Below are 26,589 nucleotides of genomic sequence, written 5' to 3'. Positions count from 1 at the left end.
CCGCCTGGAGAAGGGGTCGGATGTCCGTGGGAACGGTGCAGCGGTGACTCAGATCACATAGAAACCATGGGTGCCGTCGCGGGCCAGTTGCGCGACCAGGCCGAACTCCCAGTCCAGGTAAGCCTGCATGGCCTCCCGCGGGTTATCGGTGCCTTCATAGGGGCGGCGGTAACGGTCGATACGCGGCGAGGCCAGGTGGGTTTCGCCTTCTTCCAGAGGCAGTTGCGCGGCGATCCAGCCGGCGGTGCCGTCCTGTAGCAGGAACACCTGCTTGCCAGTCAGGGTCTCGACTTCGGCCACCGCCAGGCGCGCCAGCTGGCTGCTGCCGCAGGTCAATACGTAGCGTTGCGCAGGCGGCACATTGGCCAGGGCCTGGGGCAGTTGCCCGCGAAGGATCCACCAGGCCCCGGGAATATGGCGTTTGACATAGTTGGCGCTGGCAGTGAAGTCCAGCACCATGGTGTCGCCATGGCCCAGCCAGTCGGCGAGGGTAGGCGCGCTGATCAGTTCGGCCTGGGGCGGCGCAGGCACCGGTGCGACCCAAGCGCCATGTTCGCTGAAATGCGCCGCTTGCAGATCATCCAGTACATGCACCTGCCAACCCAACTGGGCCAGCCAGGACGCAGACATATTGGCGCGCACGCCGTCGTCGTCCACCAGCACCAGGCGCGCCCCGCGTACGCTGGCAACGTGATCGGTTTCCTGCACCAATTGGCCGCCGGGCGTGGAGCGTGCGCCGGGCAAATGGCCGATTTCGAATTCTTCCGGGGTGCGCACATCGAACAGGTAGGTGGTGCGCGTCGCATCCTGCTGCCAGCGGTGAAGATCGTTGAGGCTGGCGCGACCGACCCGGGCCTTGTCGGCGACGCGGCGCGCAGCCTCGGCGGCGCGCTGGCGGTGTTCCTCTGGCGTTGGCGCGAAGCGGCGGGCTTGGCCATGGGCCAGTGTTTGCCCGGCCAATGTCCAGCCGATCGTGCCGTTGCGCAGGGCTGACACGGGGTTGGGAACGCCGGCATTGATCAGCGACTGGGTGCCGATAATGCTGCGGGTGCGCCCGGCGCAGTTGACGATAATGCGCGTGGCCGGGTCGGGTGCCAGTTCGCGGGCGCGCAGTACCAGTTCGGCGCCTGGCACGCTGATGCCGGTGGGGATGCTCATGGTCTGGTATTCGTCGAAGCGGCGGGCGTCGAGCACCACCACATCGGCCTGGCTGTCGAGCAGGGCCTGGACGTCTTCGGCGGCCAGGGACGGTGTGTGGCGCTGGCTCTCGACCAGTTCGCCAAAGGCCTTGCTGGGTACGTTGACGTCGATAAACAGCTCGCCGCCGGCCCGGCGCCAACCCTCCAGCCCGCCTTCAAGCAGGCTGACCTGGGTGTAGCCCAACGCAACCAGGCGTTCGGCGGCGCGGCTGGCCAGCCCTTCACCGTTGTCATACAGGGTGACTTGGGTATCGCGGCGTGGAATACGCGAGTACACCTCCAGTTCCAGCTTGGACAGCGGGATATTCGCGGCGAACAGCGGGTGGGCCTCGGCAAACGGCGCTTCCTCGCGCACGTCGATCAGCGCGACTTCTTCACGGTCCAACAAGGCCTGGCGAATCTGCGCATAGCGGCGGGTCGATACGTTGGTCATAGGGCAGGGCTCTTTTCTTTGGACAAGTCCCAGATATTCGGGAGATAGGCGTTGGAATAACCAGAGATAAACAGTTTTTCGCTGCCGTCAGGCTGATACACCGCACGGCGCACCGCACCGATATTGGCGCCGTACACATGGATGCTGATGGACACCTGATCGGCGTGGGCATTGCTGACCTGATGAATATCGCCAATCCTGGGCGACACTGCTTCGACTTGACCCGGCAATAGCTGGATCGGTTTGCCTTCAGCCATCAGGCTGCCATCGGGGGCACGGGCAAACCCCTGGGAAAATTCCGAGCCGCGCAACATGCCGATCAGCCCCCATACCCGATGGTCATGAATCGGTGTGCGTTGCCCCGGCCCCCACACGAAGCTGACAAGGCTGAAACGTTGGCGCGAATCGGCATGCAGCAAAAACTGCTGGTAGCGCTCGGGGTCAGGCTGGGCGAATTCGTCAGGGAGCCAGTCATCATGGCTGACCAGTTGCGCCAGCAGCTTGCCGCCACGGTGCAGCAGGTCGCCTTCGCGCGGGTTGGCTTCGATCAGTTCCGCCAGGGCGCCTATGAAGGCTCTGAGTCTCTCGGGGTGTCGGGCCTGGGTCATGACCATTCCATCGGCTGGGTTGATGGGTTTATATAAGCATAATGTTTGCAGTTAATATGCTATTTTTTAATGATTAGCTTATAGCCGAAGGTAATTTAGAACAGGTGTGAATAGCGTTAGACGTTATCGATCACAGCGTGGGCTATCCAGACTGGTTGGCGGCAACTATGCTTCACGCACATCTTAATGACTGATCTCTATGTGCGGCCCAAATGAAAATTGACGATATCGATGCCTTTGTCGAAGTGATTCGTTGCCAGTCCATCAGCCATGCCGCCGAGTCGTTGCAACTGACCCAGCCGGCCATTACCCGGCGTGTGCAGAACTTCGAGCAGGCCCTGGGTGTGGAGCTGTTCGACCGCAACACCAAGCCCCTCAAGCCGACGCTGATCGGCACCCGCGTCTATGAACAATGCCGGCTGATCCTGCGCGAGATGGACGCCCTGCGCGAACTGGTAGCTACCGATGCGCCGCCCACCGGCGTGTTGCGCCTGGGTGTACCGCAGACCATCGGCGACGTGGTGTTGCTGGACGCGCTCAAGCACCTGCGCACTGAATACACCGACCTGCGCGCCCAGGTCGCCACCGGCTGGGGCAGCCAATTGGTCGGCAAGATCGAACGCGGCGAGCTGGATGCGGCGGTGGCGTTGTTCCCGGCGGGCAAGATCTTCCCGGACAACATCGTCGGTGAGTCCATCGGCAAGATGGAGCTGGTGGTGGTCTGCGCCAAGGCGCAGTTGCCGAAAAAGCCGTGCAAGCTGGCGGATGTGTACCAGAACGGCTGGATTCTCAACCCGGATGGCTGCGGCTTCCGAGCCGGCTTGCAACGCACCTTGTCTGACCAGGGCCTGGCGCTGCGAGTGAACCTGGAAACCTTCGGCACCGAACTGCAATTAGGTTTGGTGGCCGACGGCCTCGGCCTTGGCCTGGTACCGCGCCCGTTATTGGAGCGCAGTGCCCATCGCGAGCAGCTGGCAGTGATGCCGCTCAAGGACTTCAAGCCGGTGATGGACCTGTGGCTGATCTACCCGCACTTCCTTGGCAATCTGCAGGGGCCGGTGGATGCGTTTGGCCAGTGGGTGGCAGACTCCCTGCACAAGATCCGCAACGTCGCGTGATATGAAAAAAAATAATAATTAGCTTAGATTAAAATGTGCTTTTTATTATTTTTTTGCTTCCCCTAGGCTGGCCTTGAGTCCTTAAGGCCATCCAGGAAGTTTTGCCATGAGCAGCGTCACCTCGCTTTCCAGTGTTTCCAATACCGTCCGCCAGCGCGTCACGCCAGAGGAGTGGGAGGTGCGCGTCAAACTGGCCGCCGCCTACCGCCTGGCGGCCTTGTACAAGTGGACCGACCATATCTATACGCACTTCTCGGCCCGTGTACCGGGGCCCGACGAGCATTTCCTGATCAACGCCTTCGGGTTGTTGTTCGATGAAATCAGCGCCTCCAACCTGGTCAAGGTCGACCTCGATGGCACCATCGTCGACGACCCCACTGGCCTGGGGATCAACTACGCCGGCTACGTGATCCACAGCGCCATCCACGGTGCGCGCCATGACCTGCAAGCGGTGCTGCACACCCATACCCGCGATGGTATTGCGGTGTCGGCGCAGAAGGACGGCTTGCTGCCGATTTCCCAGCACTCCATTGCGTTCTCCGGGCGCGTGGCCTACCACGGTTACGAGGGCGTGGCCCTGGACCTGGATGAGCGTGAGCGGCTGGTGGCAGACCTGGGCGACAAGAGCGTGATGATTCTGCGCAACCATGGCTTGTTGACGGCGGGCGTCAGCGTCGAGCACGCCTTCCAGCAACTGCAAAGCCTGGAGCGCGCCTGCAACATACAGATCGCCGCGCAGGCGGCGGGGAATGCCGAATTGATCTTCCCGCCGGCAGAGGTGGTGGCCAAGGTCGAGGAGCAGGCCAAGGTGTTCAGCAATGGGCAAGGGCCCGGAGTGGCGCGGCATTGGAATGCGCTGGTGCGGCAGTTGGAGCGGACTGATACCGACTACAAGAACTGATCCTGAATGCGCGGCAAATCAAATGTGGGAGGGAGCAAGCCCCCTCCCACATTTTTTGACTTGCTGTGTGCTTAAGCCACTTGCTGGGCCTGTTCCCGCTCGGCAACCAGCTGGCGGGTGAGGGGAATCAACTTCTTGCCATAGTCAATCGCATCATTGAGCGGGTCGAACCCACGAATCAGGAAGGTGGTAATCCCCAGGTCGTAGTAATCCAACAGCGCCTCTGCAACTTGCTCGGCAGTGCCCACCAACGAAGTGGAATTGCCTTGCGCCCCGAGCAACCCGGCAATCCCGGTCCACAAACGCTTATCCAACCTCGACCCCTGCGCCGCCGCCGCCAACAACCGCCGCGAGCCTTCATTCGGCGGCTCGCGGCGCACAAAGCCATTCTTCTCGGCCAGCGCCGTGGCCTGCTGCAGAATCTGCTCGGCGAGCTGCCACGCCAGTTCCTCGGTGTCGGCGAGGATCGGCCGCAGAGACAAACTGAAGCGAATCGTACGGCCATGCTTGGCGGCTTCGGCGCGCACTTGGGTCACCACTTCGCGCACCTGCTCATAGGTTTCGCCCCACAGCGCATACACATCCGCATGCTTGCCGGCCACGGCAATCGCCGCCGCTGAAGAACCGCCGAAATACAGCGGGATATGCGGCTGTTGTGGCGACTTCACTGTGGAGTGCGCGCCTTGCACTTGGTAGTAAGTGCCGGTGAAGTCGAAGGGCTGCTCGCTGGTCCATTCCTGGCGCACCACGCTCAGGTACTCGTCGGTGCGCGCATAGCGTTCATCCTTACCGATATGGCTGCCATCGGCACGCAGTTCGTTGTCATCGCCGCCGGTGATGATGTGCACGGCAGTACGCCCACCGTTGAACACATCCAGCGTGGCGAACTGGCGTGCAGCCAATGTGGGTTGGGCAAAACCCGGGCGGTGGGCGATTAAAAACTGCAGCCTGGTGGTGACGCTGGCCGCATGGGCGGCGATCAGCGTGCTGTCCGGGCTGTTGGAGTGGAAGGCTATCAGGGCGCGGTCGAAGCCCGCCGCTTCGTGGGCGCGGGCGACGCTTTCGACGTAGTCCGGTTGCAGGGTCGGGCCGCTGCGCGGGTGGATTTCCGAGGCGTGGTGGCCGCCGATATAGCCGATGAATTCAATGCTCATGGTCAGGTCCTTGTCGAGGTCGGTAAACAAGCCTCCACCGGGCAGGGGGTCGGTCCGTAGACGTGAAAGTAGAGCCAGCGGCCGAGCCTGTAAAATGCCGTTTGGTTCTAACCTAATTATTAAAATATAAAATGTTGATATTTATTCAATATCAGAAAAATGCATTTAGTTCGCGGCCTCGCGCATCGCAATGCCGGGTTGCGCGCCCTGACTCGTCGCACCCATGCGGTCCGCCAGGTAGCGCGCCGGCGGCTGGCCCATCGCCTTGCGGAACATGGTGATAAACCCGCTGGCATTTTCGTAGCCCAGGTCCAGGGCCACGCTCTGCACACTTTCGCCGTTGGCCAGGCGCTGCAGCGAGAGGATCACGTGCAGTTGGCGGCGCCAGCGGCCGAAACTCAAACCGATCTGCTCCAGCAACAGGCGCGTCATGCTGCGCTCGCTCATGCCGATGCGCATGGCCCACTCGCCCAAGGTGGATTTGTCGCCGGGGTTGGCCAGCAAGCTATTGGCCAATCGGGTCAAGCGTGGGTCTTGGGGCATTGGCAAATGCAGGGCCTCGATGGGGGCCTCGGCCAGCTCATCCAGCAAGGTCGCCACCAGCCGGCCCTGGGCACCGTCTTCGTCGTAGAGCGGCGGGAAACTGACCGCCTTGCCGATCAGCGCGTGCAGCAATGGCGACACCGACAGAGTGCAACATTGGTGGGGCAGGGCGCTGGCAGCGCCAGGGTCGATCAGCAGGCAATACACATCGGCTTCCCCGGCCCCCCGCGCCGCGTGGGTCACACCGCCGGGTATCCACAGTGCGCACTGTGGCGGCACGATCCAGATACCGGCCTCGATCACACAATGCACCACGCCGCGCAAGGTGTAGATCAATTGCCCGTGCTGATGGTGGTGGGGGGTATGTTCCCAGCGCTCGGAGGTACTGGATGCACCCACGGCAACTATCGGGCGCGGGATGGCAGCGGCATCGCGTACCCGGCTGGGGTCGTAATGGTCGAGGCGGTGATGAACCATGGTGCTGGCTACCTTGGCTGGTTTGCGAAACATTCTGGCTATTGTGTGCAATGCCGTCCAGCAACTTGGCGCTTATGATGAGAACCAATCTCATCCAAGGAGCTTTGCCATGCGACTCGACAGTTCTGCTTTCCCCGTGGTGAAAATCGTGTTCGACGCGCCCAATCGAGGCGGGCCCGAAGATGCCTTCCTGATCTTCGAACGCCTGCTGGCCCGCAAGCAGCCCTTCGTGCTGCTGCACGAGAAAGCCGTGGATGAAAACAATCACGCGCACTCCCATGAAGAACGCAAGCAGGCCTCGATCTGGATGAAGACGCACAAGGCGGTGTTACGCGCTTACGTCAGAGGCATGATCCAGGTCGAACCCAGCGCCGCCAAGCGCCTGGCCCTCAAGCCCTTTGCCGTGACATTCGGCAAGGCCTGGGGCTACCCGTTGCTGGTGGTGGAGTCCAAGGACCGCGCCTGGGCGCTGGCCCGGGATGTGCTGGATGAGCAGGTCTCGGATGTGGCGCATTTCTAAGCCTGGCCAACGCTCGACAGCGCCCACAATTGAACTACCTTGATTGACGAGCCTTCCCACTCGGTACTCAAGCATGCGCACGTTATGGACGCGGTATCTGGCGTTGCTGGACAACGACCTGAGCACACAGATCTTCGACAACGTAAAGAATCTGCTGGTGTGCGCGCTGTTGTTCGCGGCGGGGACCAATACGCTGGTGGGGCAACGTGAGTTGTTTATCGGGGTGTTCGCCTCCAACGTCGCCGGTTGGGGGTTGATTATCCTGTCGACGCTATTGATGTTGCTGAACGTCAGTGATGGCATTCGAAGGCTGGCCAACTTGCGCTATCACTTGGCGCTGCAACTGTTGTTGATCCTGATGTACGTGGTGGTTGCCGAGCGGGTGGTAGAGATTGTGTGGGGCTTCCGCGCCCATTAACTTATCCTGCGCGCCTGGTTTTTTACTGATTCAAACAAAGATGACAGGACAAGATATGCAGGCGCTGCTCGAGTCGATTCTCGACGAAGTGCGCCCCCTGATCGGCCTCGGCAAAGTGGCCGACTACATCCCCGCGCTGGCCGATGTGCCGGCCCAGCAGCTCGGCATCGCGGTATACGGTAATGACGGCGCAGCTTATTGCGCCGGTGACGCCGACACCCTGTTCTCGGTGCAGAGCATTTCCAAGGTGTTCAGCCTGGTGCAGGCCATCGATCACGGCGGCGAGAGCATCTGGGAACGCCTGGGCCATGAACCGTCGGGGCAGCCGTTCAACTCCATGGTGCAACTGGAATTCGAACGCGGCCGCCCGCGCAACCCGTTTATCAATGCCGGCGCCCTGGTGATCTGCGACATCAACCAATCGCGCTTCGCCGTGCCGATCCTGTCGATGCGTGACTTTGTGCGGCGCCTGTCGGGCAACCCGCAGATCCTGGTCAACAGCGTGGTCGCCGAGTCCGAGGCCCAGCATGGCGCACGTAATGCGGCCATGGCCTACCTGATGAAATCCTTCGGCAACTTTCACAACGATGTGGACGCGGTGCTGCACAGCTACTTCAACTACTGCGCCTTGCAGATGAGCTGCCTGGACCTGGCCCGGGCGTTCAGTTTCCTGGCCAACGAAGGCGTGAGCGCCCACAGTGGCGAGCAGATTTTGACAGCGCGTCAGACAAAACAGGTGAACTCGATCATGGCCACCAGCGGGCTGTATGACGAGGCGGGCAATTTTGCCTACCGCGTCGGGTTGCCGGGCAAGAGTGGGGTAGGTGGCGGGATCGTCGCGGTAGTGCCGGGGCAGTTTACGGTGTGCGTGTGGTCGCCGGAGTTGAACGCGGCGGGGAACTCGCTGGCGGGGATGAAGGCGTTGGAATTGTTGAGTGAGCGGATTGGGTGGTCGGTGTTCTGAGCACATCACCAAAGCAAAATGTGGGAGGGGGCTTGCTCCCGATGGCGTAGTGTCAGCAATAAATGTAGCGCCTGACACACTGCATCGGGGGCAAGCCCCCTCCCACATTTGGATCTCCAATGGTTTGGAGGTCTTCATACGGTCTTGTCTTTACGCGACGGGGTGGGTTTCATCCAGCACCTTGCCTACCAGTAGCTGCACGCCTTCGAGCATTCGGCAGATGCCCAGCGCTACATTGCGGTGGGCGCCGTCGATTTCGAAAGCCAGTTGGGTGGCTATGTCGGTGATGGATGCCAGGTCTTGGGACGCATTGACCAGCAGGGTTTCAGTGCTGAGGTTGGGGCAGAGAGTGAAAAGGGTTTCTGGGGGATTTGGGGTGTTTTTGATCATGGTGAAACTCCGTCGACAAGTGGAGCCGCCAGCGTTCGCGGTCAAACGAAGAGGGTGGCAGCTGTACGCGGGTTGACCGACCGGTTGTCAACGAACCCGGCATACCCGAAGGTATCCCGCGCACAACTGCCGCGACACGATACCTCAGGCACAAAAAAAACGCCTGAAGAGGTGCAGGGCGTAGCAGTTCGTTAACAAGGTCGGACGGTCAAATCCGGCCGCTGAATTGGCAGCGACGGCCCAGAGGTTAGTCAGTGAAGTTCCGATCTACAACCTGAAACAACTGTGGGAAAAGTCTGAGCGGTTGCTCGGTCCCACAGTGGCACGAAGCCCATTCCGCACGGGTTTTGTGTTGTTCGGTCGAGTCGGGGTCAGCTCACATTCAACCGATCCAACAAGCTGTACCAAGCCACCCCAGCTCCAATATAAAACCGCTGCAACCCATGCAACGGCAACCGCTGCAACGGCGTCACCGGGTAGGCAAACTCTGCATGGCTGTCGCACAGCCGCCCGGCCAGTTGCTGGCCCAGGCTGGTACACAGCGCGATCCCACGCCCATTGCAGCCCAGTGCCAAGGTCAGCCCCGGCGCCGGTTCGTGGACATGGGGCATGAAGTCCCGCGTGATCGCGATACGCCCGGCCCAGCGGTAGTCGAATTGCAGCGGTCCCAACTGCGGAAACAGCAGTGCCAGTGAGCGTTCCAGGTGGGCAAAGTCTTCTGGCCCGGTGGGATCGTTGAACAAACCACGGCCCCCCATCAGCAGACGCCCATAGGCATCTTTACGAAAATACAGCAGCAACCTCTGTGCGGTAGACACGGTTTCCTGGCCGGGCAAGATGCTTTCGGCCGCGTGACCCCTCAATGGCTTGGTGGCGACGATAAAACTGTTGGCCGCCAGCACACTCTGAGCCATGCCGGGCCACAGGTTACTGCTGTAGCCATTGGTCGCCAGCACCACTTGATCGGCCGTGACCTGCGCGCCACCCGCTGTTTGCAACTGCCAAGCCGAACCCTGGCGCTGCAACCCTGTCACCGCGCTGTGGCCATGCACCCGCGCACCGGCCGCCAATGCCGCTGCGACCAAGCCACGGGCGTATGCCAAGGGTTGGATCGCGCCGGCACGCCCATCCAGCCAGCCGCCGGCAAACGCCGAGCTGCCCATGCGCGCCGCCACTGCACGGGCATCCAGATGTTGCACCGGCACGCCGCGCCGACCCCATTGGTCCGCACGCGCATGCAGCCTGGTCACGCCTCTTTCGTTGTAAGACACCTGCATCCAGCCCTTACGCACTGGGGCGCAATCGATGCCATGTCGCTCGATCAGCTTGAATACCAGGTCTGCCGAGCCCGACACCGTGGAGATCAGCGTCTCGGCGCGCTCCGGCCCGTACATCCTTACCAGTTGCTCCGGGTCATATTTGAGCGTGGGGTTGACCTGCCCACCGTTACGCCCCGATGCGCCCCAACCTGGCTCATGGGCTTCCAGCACGCACACGCCCACGCCACGCTCGGCCAGGTGCAGCGCTGTCGACAAGCCGGTATAGCCAGCGCCGACAATCGCCACATCGACCTTCACTGACTCGTTCAACGCGGGCGTGGGCACTACTGACGGTGCAGTCGCCGACCACAACGACTTCATGACAGGCTCCGCGTGTTGCCGGTGGGGTGCAGCACGCGCCGCAGGAAGTCCTGGGTGCGCGCATGCTGTGGGTTGCCCAGCACCTGCTCGGCGGGGCCGCTTTCGACGATGTAGCCGCCATGCAGGAAGCACACACGGTCGGCTACTTCACGGGCGAAGCCCATTTCGTGGGTGACCACGATCATGGTCATGCCTTCATCGGCGAGCGTGCGCATCACCGCCAGCACATCGCCGACCAGCTCCGGGTCGAGGGCCGAGGTGGGTTCGTCGAACAACATGGCCTCGGGTTTCATCGCCAGGGCGCGGGCGATGGCCACGCGCTGCTGTTGGCCGCCGGAGAGTTGTTCCGGGTAGGCGTCGGCCTTGGCGCTCAGGCCGACTTTCTCCAGCAGCACCAGGGCTTCCTCGCGCACTTGCCGCGGCGGCTCACCTTTGACGTACACCGGGCCTTCCATCACGTTTTCCAGCACGGTGCGGTGGGGGAACAGATTGAAGCGCTGGAACACCATGCCCATGCGGCTGCGCAGAGTGTGCACGGTCTTGCTGGCGCGCTGCACAGTTTCACCGAACACCTTGATATGGCCACCGTCGTAGGCTTCCAGCGCATTGATGCAGCGCAGCAGGGTTGATTTGCCCGAGCCCGAGGGGCCGACCAGGCACACCACTTCGCCCTTGGCCACGTCGAGGTCGACGCCGTGCAGCACGCGGTGGTCGCCGTAGTGTTTTTGCAGCTGACGAATCTCGATCATGCTTTTTTCCTCCGGCCCAGGTACTGCTCCATGCGGCGCAGGCCATATACCAGCGGCAAGCTCATCAGCAGGTAGAGCAGGGCGACCAGGGTGTAGACGGTCATGTTCTGAAAGGTCGACGAGGCGATCAGCTGGCCCTGGCGGGTCATCTCCGCCACGGTGATGGTGGACACCAGGGACGAGTCCTTGAGCATCATCACTAAAGTGTTGCCGTAGGGCGGCAGGGCGATGCGAAATGCCTGGGGCAGGATCACCCGGCGCATCATCAGCATCGGGCGCATGCCCAGGGCCTCGGCGGCTTCACGCTGGCCCTGTTCGACGGCAATGATGCCGGTGCGGAAGTTCTCGGCCTGGTACGCCGAGTAGGCGATGCCCATGCCGATCACCCCGGCGTAGAACGCGGTGAGGTGGATGCCCATGTCCGGCAGCACGAAATAGATGTAGAACAGCTGCACGATGATCGGCAGGCCACGGATCACATTGATGATGGTACTGGCCGTCCACGACAGCGCACGGATCGGCGACAGCTTGAGCAACGCCAGCACCAGGCCGATGGCGCTGCTGAGCAGGAACGACAACACCGTGATCTGGATCGTCACCCAGGCGCCTTGCAGCAGGATCGGCAGGAAGTCCTGGGCGTTTTGCAGGAACTCAGCCAGGTTCATGGGCGCGCCTGGGTATCCAGCCCCCATTTCTTGAGAATACTGTCCAGGGTGCCATCGGCCTTGATGCTGGCGATGGCTTTGTTCAGGCGCTCCAGGGTTGCGACATCGCCCTTGCGCACCACCAGGCACACTTCGCCGACATTGGTGGGCTGGTAGTCAGGCGCCAGTTTCACGCCTTTGAACAGCTTCTGGCGGATCTGGTAGGCCACCACCGGTTGGTCGCCAACGGCGGCTTTGATGCGGCCCAGGGACAGGTCGCGGACCATCTCGCCGATGGAGTCGTAGGTGCGGATTTCCTTGAAAATGCCCAGTTTTTTCAATTGGTCGTAGAAGATCGTCCCGGCTTGCACGCCGACCACCTGGTCTCTCAGCGGGGTGAGGTCGGGATAAGCGCCATTGTCGTCGGCGCTGACGATAAGGCCCTCACCATAGGCATACACCGGTGCGCTGAAGTCGACCACCTTGGTGCGTTCTTCGGTCTTGAGCATGCCGGCGGAAATAAAGTCCAGCTTGCCGGAAGTCAGCGACGGGATCAGCGCGGCAAAGTTGGTCTGCTCGATCTGGCTGCTGAACCCACCGGCCTTGCCCACGGCTTCGGCCACGTCGACCATCACACCCTGAATGCTATTGCTCTTGATATCGAGGAAGGTAAACGGCGAACCACTGGCCGTTGCCCCGACTTTGTACGAGGACGCACTCTCGGCGTGCGCAACGCTGATACAAAGCGCGGCACACACACCTAAGGCGAGGCGGCGAAACAAGGGCGGAAGACTGTTCATCGGGTTACTCCATAAGGAAAACAGAAGTCAGTTGCGCAAGCGACTGCTGATAAAACCGCAAGCTCTATGCCATTTTGAATCGGAAAAATCGTAAACGACCTAATAAAGTTGTAGAAATGAACTTATCGTATCGCTATGCGATATTTTGTGGTCATTTTATAGCTTTTAAGGTAAAAATATCGCCACGCCTGATTGACCAGCCCGCGAGTTCGCCATGCCCGAAGACCGCAACAGTTTGCACAACCAATCCCTGGAAAAAGGCCTGTCGGTGCTCAAGGCATTCAGCGCCCAGCGCCGCAGCATGAGCCTTGCAGAGGTGGCCGAGGCTGCTGGCATGACCAAAAGCTCGGCCCAGCGCATGGTGTTTACCCTCGAAAGCCTGGGTTACCTTCGGAAACACTCGCGCACACGGCATTACCAACTCACACCTCGGGTGCTGGAGCTGGGGTTCAGTTACCTGGATGCGCATTCGCTGATTGAAGTGGCCAACCCGTTCTTGTCCGAGTTGACGCGGTTGACCGGTGAGACGTCGTGCCTGACCGAGCCGGCGGGCCATGACATGACTTACATTGCGCGGTTTGTCAGCGCCGGGTTTGTGCCGGTGCACATGCCGATCGGCTCGCGGGTGCCGATGTACTGCACCGCGTCGGGGCGGGCGTATTTGAGCGCCTTGCCGCAGGATGAAGCGCTGGCACTGATTCAGAACAGTCAGCGAGTAGCCCACACCAGCCATACCGTGACAGACGTCGACCGAATTCTGGAGTCGCTGCAGCAAGTGCGCGAGCAGGGGTATGCGGTAAATGGCCAGGAACTGTTCCTGGGCGACATGACCATCGGCGCCCCCGTGCTGGGCGCCAACGGTCGACCGGTAGCGGCGGTGCATGTGGTGGCGCCGACCAGTCGCTGGAGCCAGGCGGCGGCTGAAAAACAGCTTGCGCCGGCGTTGTTGCAATGCTCAAGAGCGCTGAGCAACTCGGCGCGAAACCTGGAATAACAGGCAAAGCAGATCAAAATGTGGGAGGGGGCTTGCTCCCGATGGCGGTGGGTCAGTAACGAATAGGCTGGCTGACACACAGCCATCGGGGGCGAGCCCCCTCCCACATTGGATCTTCGGTGGTCTAAGGATCTGTGTACCACCCAAGCAAAAATATAGTGGGAGTTGGCACAAGCTCTTTGAAGCGCTCAAGAGCGCTGAGCAACTCGGCGCGAAACCTGGAATAACAGGCAAAGCAGATCAAAATGTGGGAGGGGGCTTGCTCCCGATAGCGGTGGGTCAGTAAAGAATAGGCTGGCTGACACACAGCCATCGGGAGCAAGCCCCCTCCCACATTGGATCTTCGATGGTCTAAGGATCTGTGTACCACCCAAGCAAAAATATAGTGGGAGTTGGCACAAGCTCTTTGAAGCGCTCAAGAGCGCTGAGCAACTCGGCGCGTAACCTGGAATAACAGGCAATGCAGATCAAAATGTGGGAGGGGGCTTGCTCCCGATAGCGGTGGGTCAGTAACGAATAGGCTGGCTGACACACAGCCATCGGGGGCGAGCCCCCTCCCACATTGGATCTTCGGTGGTCTAAGGATCTGTGTACCACCCAAGCAAAAATATAGTGGGAGTTGGCACAAGCTCTTTGAAGCGCTCAAGAGCGCTGAGCAACTCGGCGCGAAACCTGGAATAACAGGCAAAGCAGATCAAAATGTGGGAGGGGGCTTGCTCCCGATAGCGGTGGGTCAGTAAAGAATAGGCTGGCTGACACACAGCCATCGGGAGCAAGCCCCCTCCCACATTTGACTCTCCAGCGTTCTGGGGATATCTAGGATACCCAAACAAAAAATGCGCCCGGTTGGGCGCATTTTTTTGTGTGGTCAGCTATCGCCTATCAGGCAATCGCATCCCAAGCGCGATCACCGTTCTCGTCCTTGATCCGGGTCGGCAAGCCCATCACATCCAGCGCCTTTAGGAACGGCTCAGCCGGCAGTTCCTCAACGTTGGCCATGTGCTTCACATCCCACTCGCCACGCGCAACCAGCAGCGCAGCAGCGACCGGTGGAACGCCTGCGGTGTAGGAGATGCCCTGGCTGTCGGTCTCGGCATACGCCTCTTCGTGATCAGCCACGTTGTAGATGAACATTTCACGCGGCTGGCCATCCTTGGTGCCTTTGACCAGGTCGCCGATGCAGGTCTTGCCGGTGTAGCCCGGGGCGAGCGAAGACGGGTCAGGCAGCACGGCCTTGACCACTTTCAACGGCACCACTTCCAGGCCTTCGGCGGTCTTGACTGGCTTCTCGGAGAGCAGGCCGAGGTTTTTCAGTACGGTGAACACGTTGATGTAGTGTTCGCCGAAGCTCATCCAGAAACGCACGTTGGGCACGTCGAGGTTTTTCGACAGCGAGTGCACTTCATCGTGGCCGGTGAGGTAGAGGTTCTGCGAGCCAACTACCGGCAGGTCGTCGGTGCGTTTGACTTCGAACATGGTGTTGCTGGTCCACTGGCTGTTCTGCCAGCTCCACACCTGCCCGGTAAATTCGCGGAAGTTGATTTCCGGATCGAAATTGGTGGCGAAGTATTTGCCATGGGAGCCGGCATTGACGTCGAGAATGTCGATCGAATCAATGCGGTCGAAATGCTGTTGCTGCGCCAGCGCGGCGTACGCGTTGACGACACCTGGGTCGAAGCCCACGCCAAGGATGGCGGTGATGTTCTTCTGTTTGCATTCTTCCAGGTGATTCCATTCATAGTTGCCGTACCACGGCGGGGTCTCGCAGACCTTGCCCGGCTCTTCGTGGATGGCGGTGTCGAGATAGGCCACGCCGGTATCGATGCAGGCGCGCAGTACCGACATGTTGAGGAACGCGGAACCGACGTTGATGACGATCTGTGACTCAGTTTCGCGGATCAAGGCCTTGGTCGCTTCCACGTCCAGGGCGTTCAGCGCAAAGGCTTGGATATCGGCGGGTACCTTGAGGCTACCCTTGGCCTTGACGCTGTCGATGATGGCCTGGCATTTGGAGATGTTGCGCGACGCGATAGCAATACGACCGAGTTCGTCGTTGTGCTGCGCGCACTTGTGGGCCACCACCTTGGCGACACCTCCTGCACCAATGATAAGAACGTTCTTTTTCAATTGCTTTATTTCTCCTATATCCGCCAGCTTAGGAAAGGCTGGACAGGTAGTCGTCGTAACCAAATTCACGAACCACCTCGACTGTACCGTCGAGTTGTTTCACTACGATGGACGGCATTTTCAGGCCGTTGAACCAATTTTTCTTGACCATGGTGTAGCCCGCGGTGTCGATGAACGACAGCCGATCGCCGATGGCCAGCGGACGATCGAATTGATACTCGCCGAAGATGTCCCCGGCCAGGCAGGATTTGCCGCACACCATGTAGGTGTGTTCACCCTCGCTTGGCGCCAGCTTGGCATTGAGGCGATAGATCAGCAGATCCAACAGGTGGGCTTCGATGGAGCTGTCGACCACGGCCAGGTGCTTGCCGTTGTAGAGTGTGTCGAGCACGGTGACTTCCAGGGAGGCGCTGTTGGTGATCGCAGCTTCCCCCGGTTCCAGGTACACCTGCACGCCGTACTTCTCGGAGAACGCCTTCAAGCGCGCGCAGAACGCGTCCAGCGCGTAGCCTTCACCGGTAAAGTGGATGCCGCCGCCGAGGCTGACCCACTTGACCTTGTGCAGCAGCTCACCGAAACGTTCCTCGATGGTGCCAAGCATTTTGTCGAACAGGCTGAAGTCGCCGTTCTCGCAGTTGTTGTGGAACATGAAGCCAGAGATCTGCTCGATCACGCCGTCGATCTTCACCGGGTCCCATTCGCCCAGGCGGCTGAACGGGCGCGCCGGGTCGGCCAGCAGGTAGTCGGAGCTGCTCACCTGCGGGTTCACACGCAGGCCACGGGTTTTGCCCTCGGAACGCTCGGCAAACCGCTGCAGCTGGCTGATGGAGTTGAAGATGATCTTGTCGCAGTTCTCCAGCATCTCTTCGATTTCATCGTCGGCCCAGGCCACGCTGTAGGCGTGCGCTTCACCTTCGAACTTCTGGCGGCCGAGCTTCAACTCATACAGCGACGACGAGGTGGTGCCGTCCATGTATTGCTGCATCAGGTCGAACACCGACCAGGTGGCAAAGCACTTGAGCGCCAGCAGAGCCTTGGCGCCGGACTGCTCGCGCACGTAGGCAATCTTCTGCATGTTGACCAGAAGCTTCTGTTTATCGATGAGGTAATACGGCGTTTTGATCATTTTTGAGAGCCTGCGGCGGTGCCTGCCAAAAAAGGACACGCATTGTGCCCGCACTTGGAACAGATCGAAAGGTTAGCGGGCGGATTTTGCGCGCCGTGTTCAAGCATAGGGCCTGAGTGTGACCGTTCGTTGGGAGGAGGGCGGTACTACCCATCAAGTTAACGTTCGCGTATCGAAGCATGAACATGAGCAGATCTTGTGATGATCTATAGAATAATGAGTTTGTCTCATTATCACCCGCTGCCGACAATGGCTGCCATCAATAACGACATTGGAGCTTTAGGTCATGGCAGTCGCTCATTCCCTCGGATTTCCGCGCATTGGACGCGACCGTGAACTGAAAAAAGCGCAGGAAGCGTTCTGGAAAGGCGAGCTCGACGAGGCCGGCCTGCGTGCCGTGGGCCGTGACTTGCGCAGGACCCATTGGGAACTGCAAAAACAGGCCGGCATCGAACTGCTGCCCGCCGGTGATTTCGCCTGGTACGACCATGTACTCACCCACTCGCTGATGTTCGGCGTGATTCCCGAGCGCTTCCGCCCGGCCGATGGCCAGGCCACGTTGCATACCCTGTTCGCCATGGCCCGTGGGGGCAGTGACAACTGCGGCGGCGGTGCCCACGCCCAGGAGATGACCAAGTGGTTCGACACCAACTATCACTACCTTGTGCCGGAGTTCAGCGTCGACCAGCAGTTCCACCTGGGGTGGGACCAGCTGTTCGAAGAGGTCAAGCAAGCCCGTGACCTCGGCCACACCGTCAAGCCAGTCGTGATCGGTCCGCTGACCTACCTGTGGCTGGGCAAGACCAAGGGTGGCGATTTCGACAAGCTTGACCTGCTCGAGCGCCTGCTGCCGCTGTACGGCCAGATCTTCCAGCGCCTGGCGGACCTGGGCGTGGAGTGGGTGCAGATCGACGAGCCGATCCTGGTGCTCGATTTGCCCCAGGAGTGGAAGAACGCGTTTGAGCGTGCCTACAACCTGATCCAGCGTGATCCGCTGAAAAAACTGGTGGCGACCTACTTCGGTGGCCTGGAAGAGAACCTCGGTTTGGCCGCCAACCTGCCAGTGGATGGCCTGCACATCGACCTGGTGCGAGCGCCGGACCAGTACCCGACCATCCTCGACCGCCTACCGGCTTATAAAGTGTTGTCCCTGGGCGTGGTCAATGGCCGCAACGTTTGGCGCTGCGACCTGGAAAAAGCCCTGGCCACCTTGCAGCATGCCCACGAAAAATTGGGCGACCGCCTGTGGATTGCGCCGTCCTGTTCGCTGCTGCACAGCCCTGTGGACCTTGGCCGTGAAGACCAGCTGGATGCCGAGCTGAAAAGCTGGCTGGCCTTTGCTGTTCAGAAGTGCGAAGAAGTGGCGGTGCTGGCCCAGGCTGTTGACCAGCCCGAAGCCCCCAACGTACTTGTCGCCCTGGCCGAAAGCCGAGCCGTACAGGTTGCCCGCGCTGCTTCGCCACGGATCCATAAGCCTGCCGTTCAAGCCCGTGTCGCCGCCATCACCGCCCAAGACAGCCAGCGTCAGTCGCCGTTTGCCCAACGCATTGCGAAACAGCGGGCCGGCCTGGACCTGCCGCTATTCCCGACCACCACCATCGGTTCGTTCCCGCAAACTGCGTCGATCCGCCTGGCACGCCAGTCTTATAAGGCCGGCAAGTTGAGCGAAGCCGAATACGTCGAGGCCATGCACAGTGAGATCAAGCACGCCGTCGAGGTCCAGGAAAACCTCGGGCTGGATGTGCTGGTGCACGGTGAAGCCGAGCGTAACGACATGGTCGAGTACTTCGCCGAACAACTGGATGGCTACGCGTTCAGCCGTTTCGGCTGGGTGCAGAGCTATGGTTCGCGCTGTGTGAAACCGGCGGTGATTGTGGGTGATCTGAGCCGCCCGAAAGCCATGACCGTGGAGTGGCTCCGCTACGCCCAGGGCCTGACCGACAAAGTGATGAAGGGCATGCTGACTGGCCCGGTGACGATGCTGATGTGGTCGTTCCCAAGGGAAGACGTGAGCCGCGAAGTGCAGGCCCGGCAACTGGCCCTGGCGATTCGTGACGAAGTGCTGGACCTGGAAGCGGCCGGGATCAAGATCGTGCAGATCGACGAAGCCGCGTTCCGTGAAGGCTTGCCGTTGCGCCAGGCGCAGTGGCAGCACTACCTTGACTGGGCCACCGAGGTGTTCCGCCTGTGCGCCTGTGGTGTGCGAGACGAAACCCAAATCCACACCCACATGTGCTACAGCGAGTTCAATGATGTAATCGAGTCCATCGCGGCAATGGACGCCGACGTGATTACCATCGAAACCTCGCGTTCGGACATGGAGCTGCTCGACGCATTCGAAGCCTTCGCTTACCCGAATGAAATCGGCCCGGGGGTGTATGACATCCACTCGCCACGGGTGCCGGATGCGTCGGAGATGGCCAATTTATTGCGCAAGGCCGCCAAGCGGATTCCGGCAGAGCGCCTGTGGGTCAACCCCGATTGCGGGTTGAAGACGCGGGGTTGGCCGGAGACGGAGGCGGCGCTCATTCACATGGTCACCGCCGCCCGCCAACTGCGCGCCGAATTGGCCTGACACAGTCTAAAAAATGTGGGAGTCCCCACCACATTTTCGATGTGACGCTGTCGCGCAGCAAACTGTTTGGTAAGAGGGGTTGCTTGCCATAGCGGTGGGAGGGGGGCTAACAGCCGACCAGGATGTTGGGTTTTTGACCGAGTACATATCCGTTGCTGCGGTAACGGCCACTTAGGGTTCCGCTCTTACAGCGGGTCACTTTTGGAAGGACCCAAAAGTAACCAAAAGGTCCTCGCCCCACCACTCGGTGCCTCGCCTAGGCTCGGCATGCCCGAACGCAGGCTTGAATCCGTGGGCCGCCGCAATGGGCCATCCATGGCCCAGTGCGGCTAACCCGGCGTCCTGCCGGGTTACCCACGGATCCAAGCCTGCGTTCGGCCAGCGTGGTTTAACGGGGCGCCTGAGATCAAAAGCAAGATCAAGAGACACTCGCTTCGCATCGTAGATACGCTGGCGGCGCTTCTGCTTTTCTGTAGGAGCGAGCTTGCTCGCGAAAAACCTGAGTGCGCCGCGCTCATCCTGAGTTCCCGCGTCATCGTTAACGACCTTCGCGAGCAAGCCCGCACACAGGGGAACGCGCCCGCCTCAACGATCAGGTCGGCTCTAAGGCCGCCTCGCTTTTGTTTTTGATCTTGATCTTAGGCGGCCCCCCAAATCCATGTCGGATTACGGGCACACCGAGCCTAGGCGAGTTGCCGAGTGGTGGGGCAAGAGCCTTTTGGTTACTTTTGGGCTCTTTTCAAAAGTGACCCGCTGTAAGAGCGGAACCAATAGCCGCCGTTACCTAAATAACGGATATGTACCCGGTCCAACAACCAACCACTCGGTCACATCGCCGACGTGACGCTGTCGCGCAGCAAACTGGGCCGCCTCCAAAATATCTTGTTTAGAGACTAAATTTTAACTCTGTAAAATCAGTAGCTTATTTGATGTTTGATAAGAGGGGGCTTGCCCCCGATGGCGGAGTTTCAGTACCAAATCCATTGGCTGACCCACCGCTATCGGGGGCAAGCCCCCTCCCACATTTGGAGTAGCGATAGTCAGAGATATTTGAGCCAGGCGATGTCGCGCCGACGCGCTTTGAGCGCGGCAAACCAGCGCACGGGCGGGTACAACGCCAGCGGCAGCAACAGCGCGGCCAGCCACACCGCGCCGATGCTGTCGAAGCCGAAATAATTGCCGTGGTTGAGCCCAAGCAACGCAGCACAGGCCACATACAGTATTTTCAGCACATACAGGTGCAACAGGTAGAAGAACATCGGCGCGGCGCCAAACACGGCCAGTACACCGATCCAGCGTTTATGCCCGACACGTTCGAACGCCAGCAGTACCAACAAGCCAATGCCCAGCGTCAACGCCAGGAACAACAGCGAAGGCGGGTACTTGGTAATGTTGAAGAAGCTCATCAGTGTCTGCACGCCGCTGTCATACGCCTGCCAAGGCTTGTCGCCGTACCCGTTGAGCATTCGCAACAGCACAAACCCCACCAGCGCGCCGATTCCCGCCGTCAGCAAATAACGCTGGCGCCTGGCCGGCGGTGTGACATTGGCAAACCAGGGGCCGACGCCGTAGCCCAGGGCAATCACGCCGATCCACGGCAACACCGGGTAGGTCACACGCAGCCGCAGGTTTTCAGACACCTGGATCCAACTGCGTTCATGCAGGATCGACCACAGCGCCTGCGACGTCGATCCCGGGGCCAAGTGCACTGCATCGAGCAAGTTATGCCCGGCAATGATCACCAGGGCCAAGCTGATCAGCAACGCACGCGGCAACCACACCAGGGCGGCGAGTGCGATCATGCTCACGCCGATTGCCCAGATCACCTGCATGTAGATCACCGTGGGCGGCAACTGGAAGGTCCAGGCGAAGTTGACCAGGGTGAACTCCAGCACCACCAAAAACAGCCCGCGCTTGAACAGAAACGCCGACACGTCGCGCCGGCCCTGGTATTTCTGGCCATACAGCCAAGCCGACAAGCCGGTGAGCAGCACAAACACCGGCGCGCATAGATGGGCCAGGGTGCGGCTGACAAACAGCGCAGGCTCGGTGCTGTCGATGCTCATCGGGTCGCTGACCTGGCGATGCAACAGGAAGGTTTCGCGCACATGGTCCAGTAGCATGAACAGGATCACTAGGCCGCGCAGGGCGTCGATGGACTGCAGGCGTTGGCGTAAGGTAGTAGCGTCAGTCATAAGTGGGAATCACAAGCGGGCAAATAATTGACGTTATCCTATAACATTTGAGGCGCATGATGATCAGCATAAAGACGCAATCAGCCGAGGCCGTGATCGAATTCTGGAAACAGGCGGGGCCCAAGCGTTGGTTCGCCAAGGACGATGGCTTCGACACAACCTTTCGCGACACCTTCTGTACCACCCATATGCAGGCCGCACGGCGCGAACTGGAAGATTGGCTGACCTGCGCCGACGGTGCGCTCGCGTTATTGATCCTGCTGGACCAATACCCGCGTAACGCCTTTCGCGGCACCGCGCATATGTTCGCCACCGACCCGCTGGCACGCCTGTATGCACATCAGATGGTGGACGCCGGGCTGGATCAACAGATCGAATCCCAGTTGCGTGCGTTCTGTTATTTGCCGTTTGAACACTCGGAGGATCCGCAGGACCAGCAGCGCTCGCTGACGCTTAACCAGCAGTTGGATGCCAATACCTACCACTGGGCCAAGGAGCACGCCGTTATCATAGAGCGGTTCGGGCGGTTTCCTCATCGTAATGCGGTGTTGGGCAGGGCTACGACACCAGCGGAACAGTTTTTTTTGGGTGAGGGTGGGTTTGCGGGGTAGGGCGTAGGAGGGGGGCGTGCTCAGCGCCTTTAGCTGATCCAACAGCGCGGTGCGTCGGTTAGCTTGGAGGAGACCTGAATCACTTGAAGAATTCGCCTACAAAATTTTAGGTTAAATCCCATACTTCGCGTGCTTGTAAAGGTTTCTTGCGTGCTCAAACATCATTATCAGGATAACTGACCTGGGACGCATGACTTGCAGCCAAATGTGCGGATACTGATTTTAGCTTGCAGCACCACCGTAATGGCCCAGCTAGGCGTGACACTTTATCTTCCGGCCACGCCTTATATCGTCGATGCCCTCGGTATGAGTGCGGCTGAAGGCTACAACGCCTTACTGATGTATTTAAGCGGTGCCGCAGTTCCATTGATTTTCGCCGTTCATCTTATTAGGTTATTTGGTCGTTCAGCAGTTCTGTGGATGTTTTGCTGCATTTTCTTTAGTGGAAGTTTTTTATCCGTGTGGGCTAATGACGATAAAAGCTTTTATCTTTCCAGGCTGCTGCAAGGCTTGGGTGGCGGCGGGGCGGCGTTGCTGGGACGCGCATTGTTATCGGAGGTTTTCTCGGGAGCTCACTTGGCGAGGAATTTATCCCTTTTATCCTATTCATTTGTTTTTGCGTTGGTGGCGGGACAAGTCGCAAGCGGGTTTTTAGTTTCTTTTTTTCGCTGGGAAGTGGTGGCAGTGGTCATGGCGTGCGGCTCAATCATCTGCGCTATCTTGGTACTGCCTGTAAGAGAGATTCTGTCTGCTCTGGATATCGACAGTCAGCAGCGAGTCGGACGTCCAAGGTATGCAGCTATGGTCAGTCATCCCAGCTTTTATTTGCCGGTCATACTAGGCGGGTGTGGTTATGGGGTGTTTGTTGTGTACCAAGGTGTAGGTGTCTACGTTTTTGACGCGCTATTGGAGTGGGATAGCGCGCAATACGGGATGTTTGGGGTATGGCTGGGGCTTGCCTATTTCGGCGGGGCGCTGTCTGTAAGGTATGCATTGAGGTCGGTTAGCATATCTGCACTTTCAATTATGGCCGGCGGTGTGCTGCTTTTTGCGGTGTCGATATTTTTGTTAACAACCTTAAAGCACTTGGATCGCCACTTTGTGTTCTTGGCATATCTAGCAGTCTGGTATGCCCAGGCAATGATCTACCCCTGTGTCGCGTCCATGGCGGTAAAAAAATACCCAGGTATTGAGGCAATGATGCTGTTTAGTTTCTTGCAACAGCTAGTTGCTCTGTTATTCGGAGCATTAGCATCACTGCTCATCGCCGTTGGAATGCATGGCGTGGCATTACTAACCCTTGGTTTAGGCGCCTTGGGAGCGCTGGTGACAGTTTTACTGTCAAATAACAGTAGCAGCTAGGCATCGGGGCGGCTTTTGTATTCCCACCAGGAATGCCCCCATAAAAACCCGGCATTGTCCTTATCGACCCGAATCTCGTAGCTTAGAGGCTCATCCACCGGAGATAGCCCATGAGCCAACTGCGCCTCTACGTTGATTCGCTGTTCACCAGCCCCTACGCCATGTCGGTGTTCGTCGCGCTGCGGGAAAAAGGCTTGGCGTTCGAGACGGTTCCTCTGGATCTGGATGCTGGACAAAACCAGTCGGCAGATTACGCCCAACGCTCCCTGACCCAACGGGTACCCACTCTGGAACACGGTAATTTCACGCTGTCGGAATCTTCGGCAATCACTGAGTACCTGGACCAGGCGTACCCTCAGATCTGTGTTTACCCAACTGATCTGCAGCAGCGAGCGAGGGCGCGGCAGGTTCAGGCGTGGCTGCGCAGCGATTTGCTGCCGATTCGCCAGGAACGTTCGACGCTGGTGGTGTTCTACGGGCAGAAGATGCCGCCTTTATCGCCGGTGGCTGAGGCCGCTGCGGGCAAGTTGATCACTGCTGCTCAGGCACTTCTGGCAGGCAACCCTAAGTATTTGTTTGGCGAATGGTCGATTGCCGATGTGGACCTGGCGGTGATGCTTAATCGCCTGGTCCTCAACGGCGACGCTGTACCGACCGAGCTGGTGGTGTACGCGCAGCGCCAGTGGCAACGGCCGTCAGTGCAGGAGTGGGTCAACCTGCAACGGCCGGTGCTCTAGCTGCCACTCTTCCTCGACACGCCGGTCGAGCTCCTCCCAGTGGGCCATGCCCAGCACCCGTGTGGTGTTCAAGCCCCGCAGGTAGCCGCGTAGTTGTTGGGCGCTAGCCGAGCGTTGTTCAGCATCGGCGCTTGGGTCCAGCAATACGTTTTCATAATCGACCAGGTAATCGGCGACCCGCTCGCGAAACTCCGGTAGTACGGCTTCGCGGATGCGGTCGAAGGTTTTCTGGTAGGGCTTCATGGCGGGGTCCTTATAGATTTTATCGGCTGCCTGACACTATCGGTTCAAATGATAGTCACCATCAAGGATCACAAGTTCTGTTTTTTCGCCAATCGCGCAGAATCTGCACATCGAAACGCGGCTCAAGGAAATGCGCGATGAGGACAATTATCCAGTTTGCACTAATGGCCCTGATGCTGGGCACGGCGGCCATGACCACCCCGGCGATTGCCGATGAACTGCGTACAGGCCATTTGCTGCCACTTGCCGCTAGCGTAGACTCCCTGCAGCGCGCCCAGTCAGTGGGAGTGTTGTTCAGCGAAAACACTCGCGAGAACCTCAATTACCTTGAGCGCTACCACGCCATGGCCCTGAACGGCGCCAAGGACGCGTTGGATGGGCGGATTCGCGAGGCGTTCGTCAACAGCTCCGATCCGGAACTGGCCATCGACTGGTTGATGAATTCGCTACAGGGCACTTTTGTCTCGGTGACGGTCTACAGCAGCCTGGATGCCCTGGTGCGGGCACATCCGGACGTGGTGGTGGTGCTCGATGCCCATAACCAATTGCTGACCCAGCGTAACGACCGGGTCGAGGCGCGCTTTGCCGCACGCTTCTATGACGCGAACCTGCAGTACATCGCCAAGGCTGAGGGCTCGGTGGGCAAGCAAGTACCGTCGGTGTGGGTGCACGACAAGGCGGCGCCTGAAATTGCCGCGCTGATCGAGCAACAACGCGATGTCCAGCAAGACGCCCTGAAGCAGTTCGATGTGTCGCTCAAGGCCCTGGTTCGCGCAGGTTGACCCGCGAATGGATGTAAACCCTATTGGTTATTTTCAGGAATCTGTATGCGCTCTTTTTTTGCCCCGGCCCTGGCCTTCGCTGCTCTGTCGCTGACCGGATGTATCACTGCCCCGAATGCTCCCTCACTGACCCTGCAAACCGCCAAGACCCCTGAAGGCTATGTGCAGTGCGTATTGCCCAAGCTGGAAAAACACGGCATCACCTCGACCGTGACGCAGAACTCGCGCCACGCCAAGGTGTTGTTGACCAGCAAGATTGCTGCCGATGATGTGCTGGAGGCCTACAAGTCCCAGGACGGCACCAAGGTGTTCCTGTATGAGCGCAAACCGCTGGCCTCGGCGATCAAACCGTCGCGGCTTGAGCAGGCGGCCCAGGACTGTAAGTAAGCCCGTTCTGAAAGGCAATGCATTTCAAAATGTGGGAGGGGGCTTGCTCCCGATGGCGGTGGGTCAGCTACAGATGAGCTGACTGACACACTGCTATCGGGAGCAAGCCCCCTCCCACATTTGGACCATCATTGGGCTCAAGGTTTGGCTTCGTTGCTGAAACTATCGACCGTCTTGATCAGCCCCTGCGCCGCCAACGCCACCAGCTCACCGCCTTTCTCCACCGTCGCCAGCGCCGGGTCCGAGCCCATGCGCCCATCGGGGAAGCGTGCGCGGAAGTCCAGGGCTTCGCGGATCGGGCCGGTGTTGGCAATTTGCGGCGAGTACTCGGCCGACTTGATCGACTGCGGGTATGCCCACTGCGTCACTGCGATCTCCGACGGCGTAGCGTGGCTGCCGTGGCCGACCGGGAATTGGCGGTGGGCCAGGTCCGTTACGCCTTCCAGGTCCCACCAATTGACCAGCTTCAGCGCGAAGCCGGCCGGGCGGCGGGCGAAGCTGGCTTCGGCGTACAGCTCGGAGAACGCTGCTTCGATTGTGGCGATATTGCCGCCGTGGCCGTTCAAAAACAGGATCTTTTCGAAACCATGCCCGGCCAGCGAGCGCACCCAGTCGCCAATCGCGGCGATAAAGGTGGAAGGGCGCAGGGAGATGGTGCCGGGGAAGCCCAGGTGATGTTGGGCCATGCCGATATTGAAGGTCGGGCCGATGAGGATGTCGGCATTTTTTTGCGCCTCATGGGCGATGATCTCCGGGCACATCCAGTCAGTGCCCAGCAGGCCGGTAGGGCCATGTTGTTCGTTGGAGCCGATGGGAATCACCACCGTGCGACTGCGTTCCAGAAACTGCCCGATTTCGATCCAGGTGGAGGTGTGTAGAAGCATGCGACGCT

The 26,589-nt window shown here is 59.7% G+C and carries 26 protein-coding genes and 1 pseudogene; 12 read left to right on the top strand and 15 right to left on the bottom strand.

Features of this window, described 5'->3' with window-relative positions; translation table 11 throughout:
• Positions 1-48: 48 nt before the first annotated feature.
• Positions 49-1,632: a rhodanese-related sulfurtransferase gene (locus NMB39_RS16805; RefSeq protein WP_494340407.1), complete on the bottom strand. Its 1,584-nt coding sequence runs from the start codon at positions 1,630-1,632 to the stop codon at positions 49-51.
• The gene (locus tag NMB39_RS16800; protein WP_057022589.1) at positions 1,629-2,240 is read right to left on the bottom strand and encodes a cysteine dioxygenase family protein; all 612 of its coding nucleotides are present in this window, start codon (positions 2,238-2,240) and stop codon (positions 1,629-1,631) included. The genes NMB39_RS16805 and NMB39_RS16800 overlap by 4 nt, the downstream gene beginning before the upstream one ends.
• A gap of 212 nt (positions 2,241-2,452) precedes the next feature.
• Between NMB39_RS16800 and NMB39_RS16795 the strand changes: the two genes are divergently transcribed.
• The gene (locus NMB39_RS16795) at positions 2,453-3,358 is read left to right on the top strand and encodes a LysR family transcriptional regulator (RefSeq protein WP_046072255.1); all 906 of its coding nucleotides are present in this window, start codon (positions 2,453-2,455) and stop codon (positions 3,356-3,358) included.
• A 106-nt stretch (positions 3,359-3,464) separates the two neighbouring features.
• Positions 3,465-4,259, top strand: coding sequence for a class II aldolase/adducin family protein (locus NMB39_RS16790; protein ID WP_046072256.1), 795 nt, complete (start codon positions 3,465-3,467; stop codon positions 4,257-4,259).
• A gap of 71 nt (positions 4,260-4,330) precedes the next feature.
• Here NMB39_RS16790 and NMB39_RS16785 read toward each other — a convergent pair whose 3' ends face one another.
• Both NMB39_RS16785 and NMB39_RS16780 read right to left on the bottom strand, forming a co-directional pair.
• Positions 4,331-5,413, bottom strand: coding sequence for an LLM class flavin-dependent oxidoreductase (locus NMB39_RS16785; RefSeq protein WP_494340408.1), 1,083 nt, complete (start codon positions 5,411-5,413; stop codon positions 4,331-4,333).
• A gap of 165 nt (positions 5,414-5,578) precedes the next feature.
• The gene (locus NMB39_RS16780; RefSeq protein WP_057022698.1) at positions 5,579-6,433 is read right to left on the bottom strand and encodes an AraC family transcriptional regulator; all 855 of its coding nucleotides are present in this window, start codon (positions 6,431-6,433) and stop codon (positions 5,579-5,581) included.
• A 109-nt stretch (positions 6,434-6,542) separates the two neighbouring features.
• Between NMB39_RS16780 and NMB39_RS16775 the strand changes: the two genes are divergently transcribed.
• The 3 genes from NMB39_RS16775 to glsB all read left to right on the top strand — a co-directional run bounded on the left by NMB39_RS16775 (position 6,543) and on the right by glsB (position 8,335).
• A complete protein-coding gene (locus tag NMB39_RS16775) occupies positions 6,543-6,953 on the top strand; it encodes a hypothetical protein (protein WP_057022587.1) in 411 nt (136 codons plus the stop codon).
• Between the two features lie 73 nt (positions 6,954-7,026).
• Entirely contained in the window at positions 7,027-7,371 is a 345-nt protein-coding gene (locus NMB39_RS16770) for a hypothetical protein (RefSeq protein WP_057022586.1), read from the top strand.
• A 55-nt stretch (positions 7,372-7,426) separates the two neighbouring features.
• Positions 7,427-8,335, top strand: coding sequence for a glutaminase B (gene glsB, locus NMB39_RS16765; RefSeq protein ID WP_057011214.1), 909 nt, complete (start codon positions 7,427-7,429; stop codon positions 8,333-8,335).
• Positions 8,336-8,485: 150 nt separating this feature from the next.
• Here glsB and NMB39_RS16760 read toward each other — a convergent pair whose 3' ends face one another.
• The 5 genes from NMB39_RS16760 to NMB39_RS16740 all read right to left on the bottom strand — a co-directional run bounded on the left by NMB39_RS16760 (position 8,486) and on the right by NMB39_RS16740 (position 12,558).
• Positions 8,486-8,725: a DUF6124 family protein gene (locus tag NMB39_RS16760; protein ID WP_494340409.1), complete on the bottom strand. Its 240-nt coding sequence runs from the start codon at positions 8,723-8,725 to the stop codon at positions 8,486-8,488.
• A gap of 371 nt (positions 8,726-9,096) precedes the next feature.
• Positions 9,097-10,365 (bottom strand): NAD(P)/FAD-dependent oxidoreductase, encoded by a 1,269-nt coding sequence (locus NMB39_RS16755; RefSeq protein ID WP_057022584.1) that lies wholly within the window; start codon positions 10,363-10,365, stop codon positions 9,097-9,099.
• Positions 10,362-11,114 carry an amino acid ABC transporter ATP-binding protein gene (locus NMB39_RS16750; RefSeq protein WP_046072261.1) on the bottom strand — a complete coding sequence of 251 codons (753 nt, stop codon included), beginning with the start codon at positions 11,112-11,114 and terminating at the stop codon, positions 10,362-10,364. The genes NMB39_RS16755 and NMB39_RS16750 overlap by 4 nt, the downstream gene beginning before the upstream one ends.
• Entirely contained in the window at positions 11,111-11,779 is a 669-nt protein-coding gene (locus tag NMB39_RS16745) for an amino acid ABC transporter permease (RefSeq protein ID WP_046072262.1), read from the bottom strand. Before NMB39_RS16745 ends, NMB39_RS16750 begins: the two co-directional genes overlap by 4 nt.
• Positions 11,776-12,558: an ABC transporter substrate-binding protein gene (locus NMB39_RS16740; RefSeq protein ID WP_494340410.1), complete on the bottom strand. Its 783-nt coding sequence runs from the start codon at positions 12,556-12,558 to the stop codon at positions 11,776-11,778. The genes NMB39_RS16745 and NMB39_RS16740 overlap by 4 nt, the downstream gene beginning before the upstream one ends.
• A gap of 214 nt (positions 12,559-12,772) precedes the next feature.
• Between NMB39_RS16740 and NMB39_RS16735 the strand changes: the two genes are divergently transcribed.
• A complete protein-coding gene (locus NMB39_RS16735) occupies positions 12,773-13,552 on the top strand; it encodes an IclR family transcriptional regulator (protein WP_198721079.1) in 780 nt (259 codons plus the stop codon).
• Positions 13,553-14,434: 882 nt separating this feature from the next.
• Here the strand turns inward: NMB39_RS16735 and NMB39_RS16730 are convergent.
• Both NMB39_RS16730 and NMB39_RS16725 read right to left on the bottom strand, forming a co-directional pair.
• Positions 14,435-15,679, bottom strand: a complete 1,245-nt coding sequence (locus NMB39_RS16730) for a saccharopine dehydrogenase family protein (RefSeq protein WP_057022581.1) — start codon at positions 15,677-15,679, stop codon at positions 14,435-14,437.
• Positions 15,680-15,707: 28 nt separating this feature from the next.
• Positions 15,708-16,805 carry a carboxynorspermidine decarboxylase gene (locus tag NMB39_RS16725; protein ID WP_043050558.1) on the bottom strand — a complete coding sequence of 366 codons (1,098 nt, stop codon included), beginning with the start codon at positions 16,803-16,805 and terminating at the stop codon, positions 15,708-15,710.
• Positions 16,806-17,091: 286 nt separating this feature from the next.
• On the opposite strand from NMB39_RS16725, the gene metE reads away from it, so the two are divergent.
• Positions 17,092-19,380 (top strand): 5-methyltetrahydropteroyltriglutamate--homocysteine S-methyltransferase, encoded by a 2,289-nt coding sequence (metE, locus tag NMB39_RS16720; RefSeq protein WP_494340411.1) that lies wholly within the window; start codon positions 17,092-17,094, stop codon positions 19,378-19,380.
• Between the two features lie 471 nt (positions 19,381-19,851).
• Here metE and NMB39_RS16715 read toward each other — a convergent pair.
• Together NMB39_RS16715 and NMB39_RS16710 are read right to left on the bottom strand one after the other, a co-directional pair.
• A pseudogene (locus tag NMB39_RS16715) lies at positions 19,852-19,938 on the bottom strand (outer membrane lipoprotein carrier protein LolA); the annotation flags it as partial.
• A 482-nt stretch (positions 19,939-20,420) separates the two neighbouring features.
• Positions 20,421-21,575: an acetyltransferase domain-containing protein gene (locus tag NMB39_RS16710; RefSeq protein WP_306957752.1), complete on the bottom strand. Its 1,155-nt coding sequence runs from the start codon at positions 21,573-21,575 to the stop codon at positions 20,421-20,423.
• Between the two features lie 56 nt (positions 21,576-21,631).
• Here NMB39_RS16710 and NMB39_RS16705 point away from each other — a divergent pair, with 56 nt between their 5' ends.
• The 3 genes from NMB39_RS16705 (at position 21,632) to yfcF (ending at position 24,285) form a co-directional block, all read left to right on the top strand.
• On the top strand, positions 21,632-22,186 hold the full coding sequence (locus NMB39_RS16705) for a DUF924 family protein (protein WP_494340412.1): 555 nt from the start codon (positions 21,632-21,634) through the stop codon (positions 22,184-22,186).
• Between the two features lie 195 nt (positions 22,187-22,381).
• Entirely contained in the window at positions 22,382-23,548 is a 1,167-nt protein-coding gene (locus NMB39_RS16700; protein ID WP_494340413.1) for an MFS transporter, read from the top strand.
• Positions 23,549-23,658: 110 nt separating this feature from the next.
• On the top strand, positions 23,659-24,285 hold the full coding sequence (gene yfcF / locus NMB39_RS16695) for a glutathione transferase (protein ID WP_124412112.1): 627 nt from the start codon (positions 23,659-23,661) through the stop codon (positions 24,283-24,285).
• Here yfcF and NMB39_RS16690 read toward each other — a convergent pair.
• Positions 24,244-24,528 carry a hypothetical protein gene (locus NMB39_RS16690; RefSeq protein WP_046072273.1) on the bottom strand — a complete coding sequence of 95 codons (285 nt, stop codon included), beginning with the start codon at positions 24,526-24,528 and terminating at the stop codon, positions 24,244-24,246. The genes yfcF and NMB39_RS16690 overlap by 42 nt on opposite strands.
• Positions 24,529-24,665: 137 nt before the next feature.
• Between NMB39_RS16690 and NMB39_RS16685 the strand changes: the two genes are divergently transcribed.
• Positions 24,666-25,310, top strand: a complete 645-nt coding sequence (locus NMB39_RS16685; RefSeq protein WP_046072274.1) for a hypothetical protein — start codon at positions 24,666-24,668, stop codon at positions 25,308-25,310.
• Between the two features lie 45 nt (positions 25,311-25,355).
• On the top strand, positions 25,356-25,697 hold the full coding sequence (locus NMB39_RS16680; protein WP_043050565.1) for a hypothetical protein: 342 nt from the start codon (positions 25,356-25,358) through the stop codon (positions 25,695-25,697).
• A gap of 137 nt (positions 25,698-25,834) precedes the next feature.
• Here NMB39_RS16680 and NMB39_RS16675 read toward each other — a convergent pair whose 3' ends face one another.
• Positions 25,835-26,581 (bottom strand): creatininase family protein, encoded by a 747-nt coding sequence (locus tag NMB39_RS16675; protein ID WP_043050566.1) that lies wholly within the window; start codon positions 26,579-26,581, stop codon positions 25,835-25,837.
• Positions 26,582-26,589: the final 8 nt, after the last annotated feature.

Source organism: Pseudomonas sp. FBCC-B545, from assembly GCF_059134095.1.
Note: the sequence above shows the minus strand (reverse complement) of the source record. Positions and strands in the feature narration are given on the sequence as shown.

Coding starts and splice junctions, on each gene's coding strand:
- NMB39_RS16790 (WP_046072256.1), top strand. CDS start 3,465: ATGAGCAGCGTCACCTCGCTTTCCAGTGTTTCCAATACCGTCCGCCAG.
- NMB39_RS16770 (WP_057022586.1), top strand. CDS start 7,027: ATGCGCACGTTATGGACGCGGTATCTGGCGTTGCTGGACAACGACCTG.
- NMB39_RS16705 (WP_494340412.1), top strand. CDS start 21,632: ATGATGATCAGCATAAAGACGCAATCAGCCGAGGCCGTGATCGAATTC.
- NMB39_RS16680 (WP_043050565.1), top strand. CDS start 25,356: ATGCGCTCTTTTTTTGCCCCGGCCCTGGCCTTCGCTGCTCTGTCGCTG.
- NMB39_RS16725 (WP_043050558.1), bottom strand. CDS start 16,805: ATGATCAAAACGCCGTATTACCTCATCGATAAACAGAAGCTTCTGGTC.
- yfcF (WP_124412112.1), top strand. CDS start 23,659: ATGAGCCAACTGCGCCTCTACGTTGATTCGCTGTTCACCAGCCCCTAC.
- NMB39_RS16745 (WP_046072262.1), bottom strand. CDS start 11,779: ATGAACCTGGCTGAGTTCCTGCAAAACGCCCAGGACTTCCTGCCGATC.
- glsB (WP_057011214.1), top strand. CDS start 7,427: ATGCAGGCGCTGCTCGAGTCGATTCTCGACGAAGTGCGCCCCCTGATC.
- NMB39_RS16800 (WP_057022589.1), bottom strand. CDS start 2,240: ATGACCCAGGCCCGACACCCCGAGAGACTCAGAGCCTTCATAGGCGCC.
- NMB39_RS16740 (WP_494340410.1), bottom strand. CDS start 12,558: ATGAACAGTCTTCCGCCCTTGTTTCGCCGCCTCGCCTTAGGTGTGTGT.
- NMB39_RS16795 (WP_046072255.1), top strand. CDS start 2,453: ATGAAAATTGACGATATCGATGCCTTTGTCGAAGTGATTCGTTGCCAG.
- NMB39_RS16755 (WP_057022584.1), bottom strand. CDS start 10,365: ATGAAGTCGTTGTGGTCGGCGACTGCACCGTCAGTAGTGCCCACGCCC.
- NMB39_RS16675 (WP_043050566.1), bottom strand. CDS start 26,581: ATGCTTCTACACACCTCCACCTGGATCGAAATCGGGCAGTTTCTGGAA.
- NMB39_RS16780 (WP_057022698.1), bottom strand. CDS start 6,433: ATGGTTCATCACCGCCTCGACCATTACGACCCCAGCCGGGTACGCGAT.
- metE (WP_494340411.1), top strand. CDS start 17,092: ATGGCAGTCGCTCATTCCCTCGGATTTCCGCGCATTGGACGCGACCGT.
- NMB39_RS16785 (WP_494340408.1), bottom strand. CDS start 5,413: ATGAGCATTGAATTCATCGGCTATATCGGCGGCCACCACGCCTCGGAA.
- NMB39_RS16760 (WP_494340409.1), bottom strand. CDS start 8,725: ATGATCAAAAACACCCCAAATCCCCCAGAAACCCTTTTCACTCTCTGC.
- NMB39_RS16710 (WP_306957752.1), bottom strand. CDS start 21,575: ATGACTGACGCTACTACCTTACGCCAACGCCTGCAGTCCATCGACGCC.
- NMB39_RS16690 (WP_046072273.1), bottom strand. CDS start 24,528: ATGAAGCCCTACCAGAAAACCTTCGACCGCATCCGCGAAGCCGTACTA.
- NMB39_RS16750 (WP_046072261.1), bottom strand. CDS start 11,114: ATGATCGAGATTCGTCAGCTGCAAAAACACTACGGCGACCACCGCGTG.
- NMB39_RS16735 (WP_198721079.1), top strand. CDS start 12,773: ATGCCCGAAGACCGCAACAGTTTGCACAACCAATCCCTGGAAAAAGGC.
- NMB39_RS16685 (WP_046072274.1), top strand. CDS start 24,666: ATGAGGACAATTATCCAGTTTGCACTAATGGCCCTGATGCTGGGCACG.
- NMB39_RS16805 (WP_494340407.1), bottom strand. CDS start 1,632: ATGACCAACGTATCGACCCGCCGCTATGCGCAGATTCGCCAGGCCTTG.
- NMB39_RS16775 (WP_057022587.1), top strand. CDS start 6,543: ATGCGACTCGACAGTTCTGCTTTCCCCGTGGTGAAAATCGTGTTCGAC.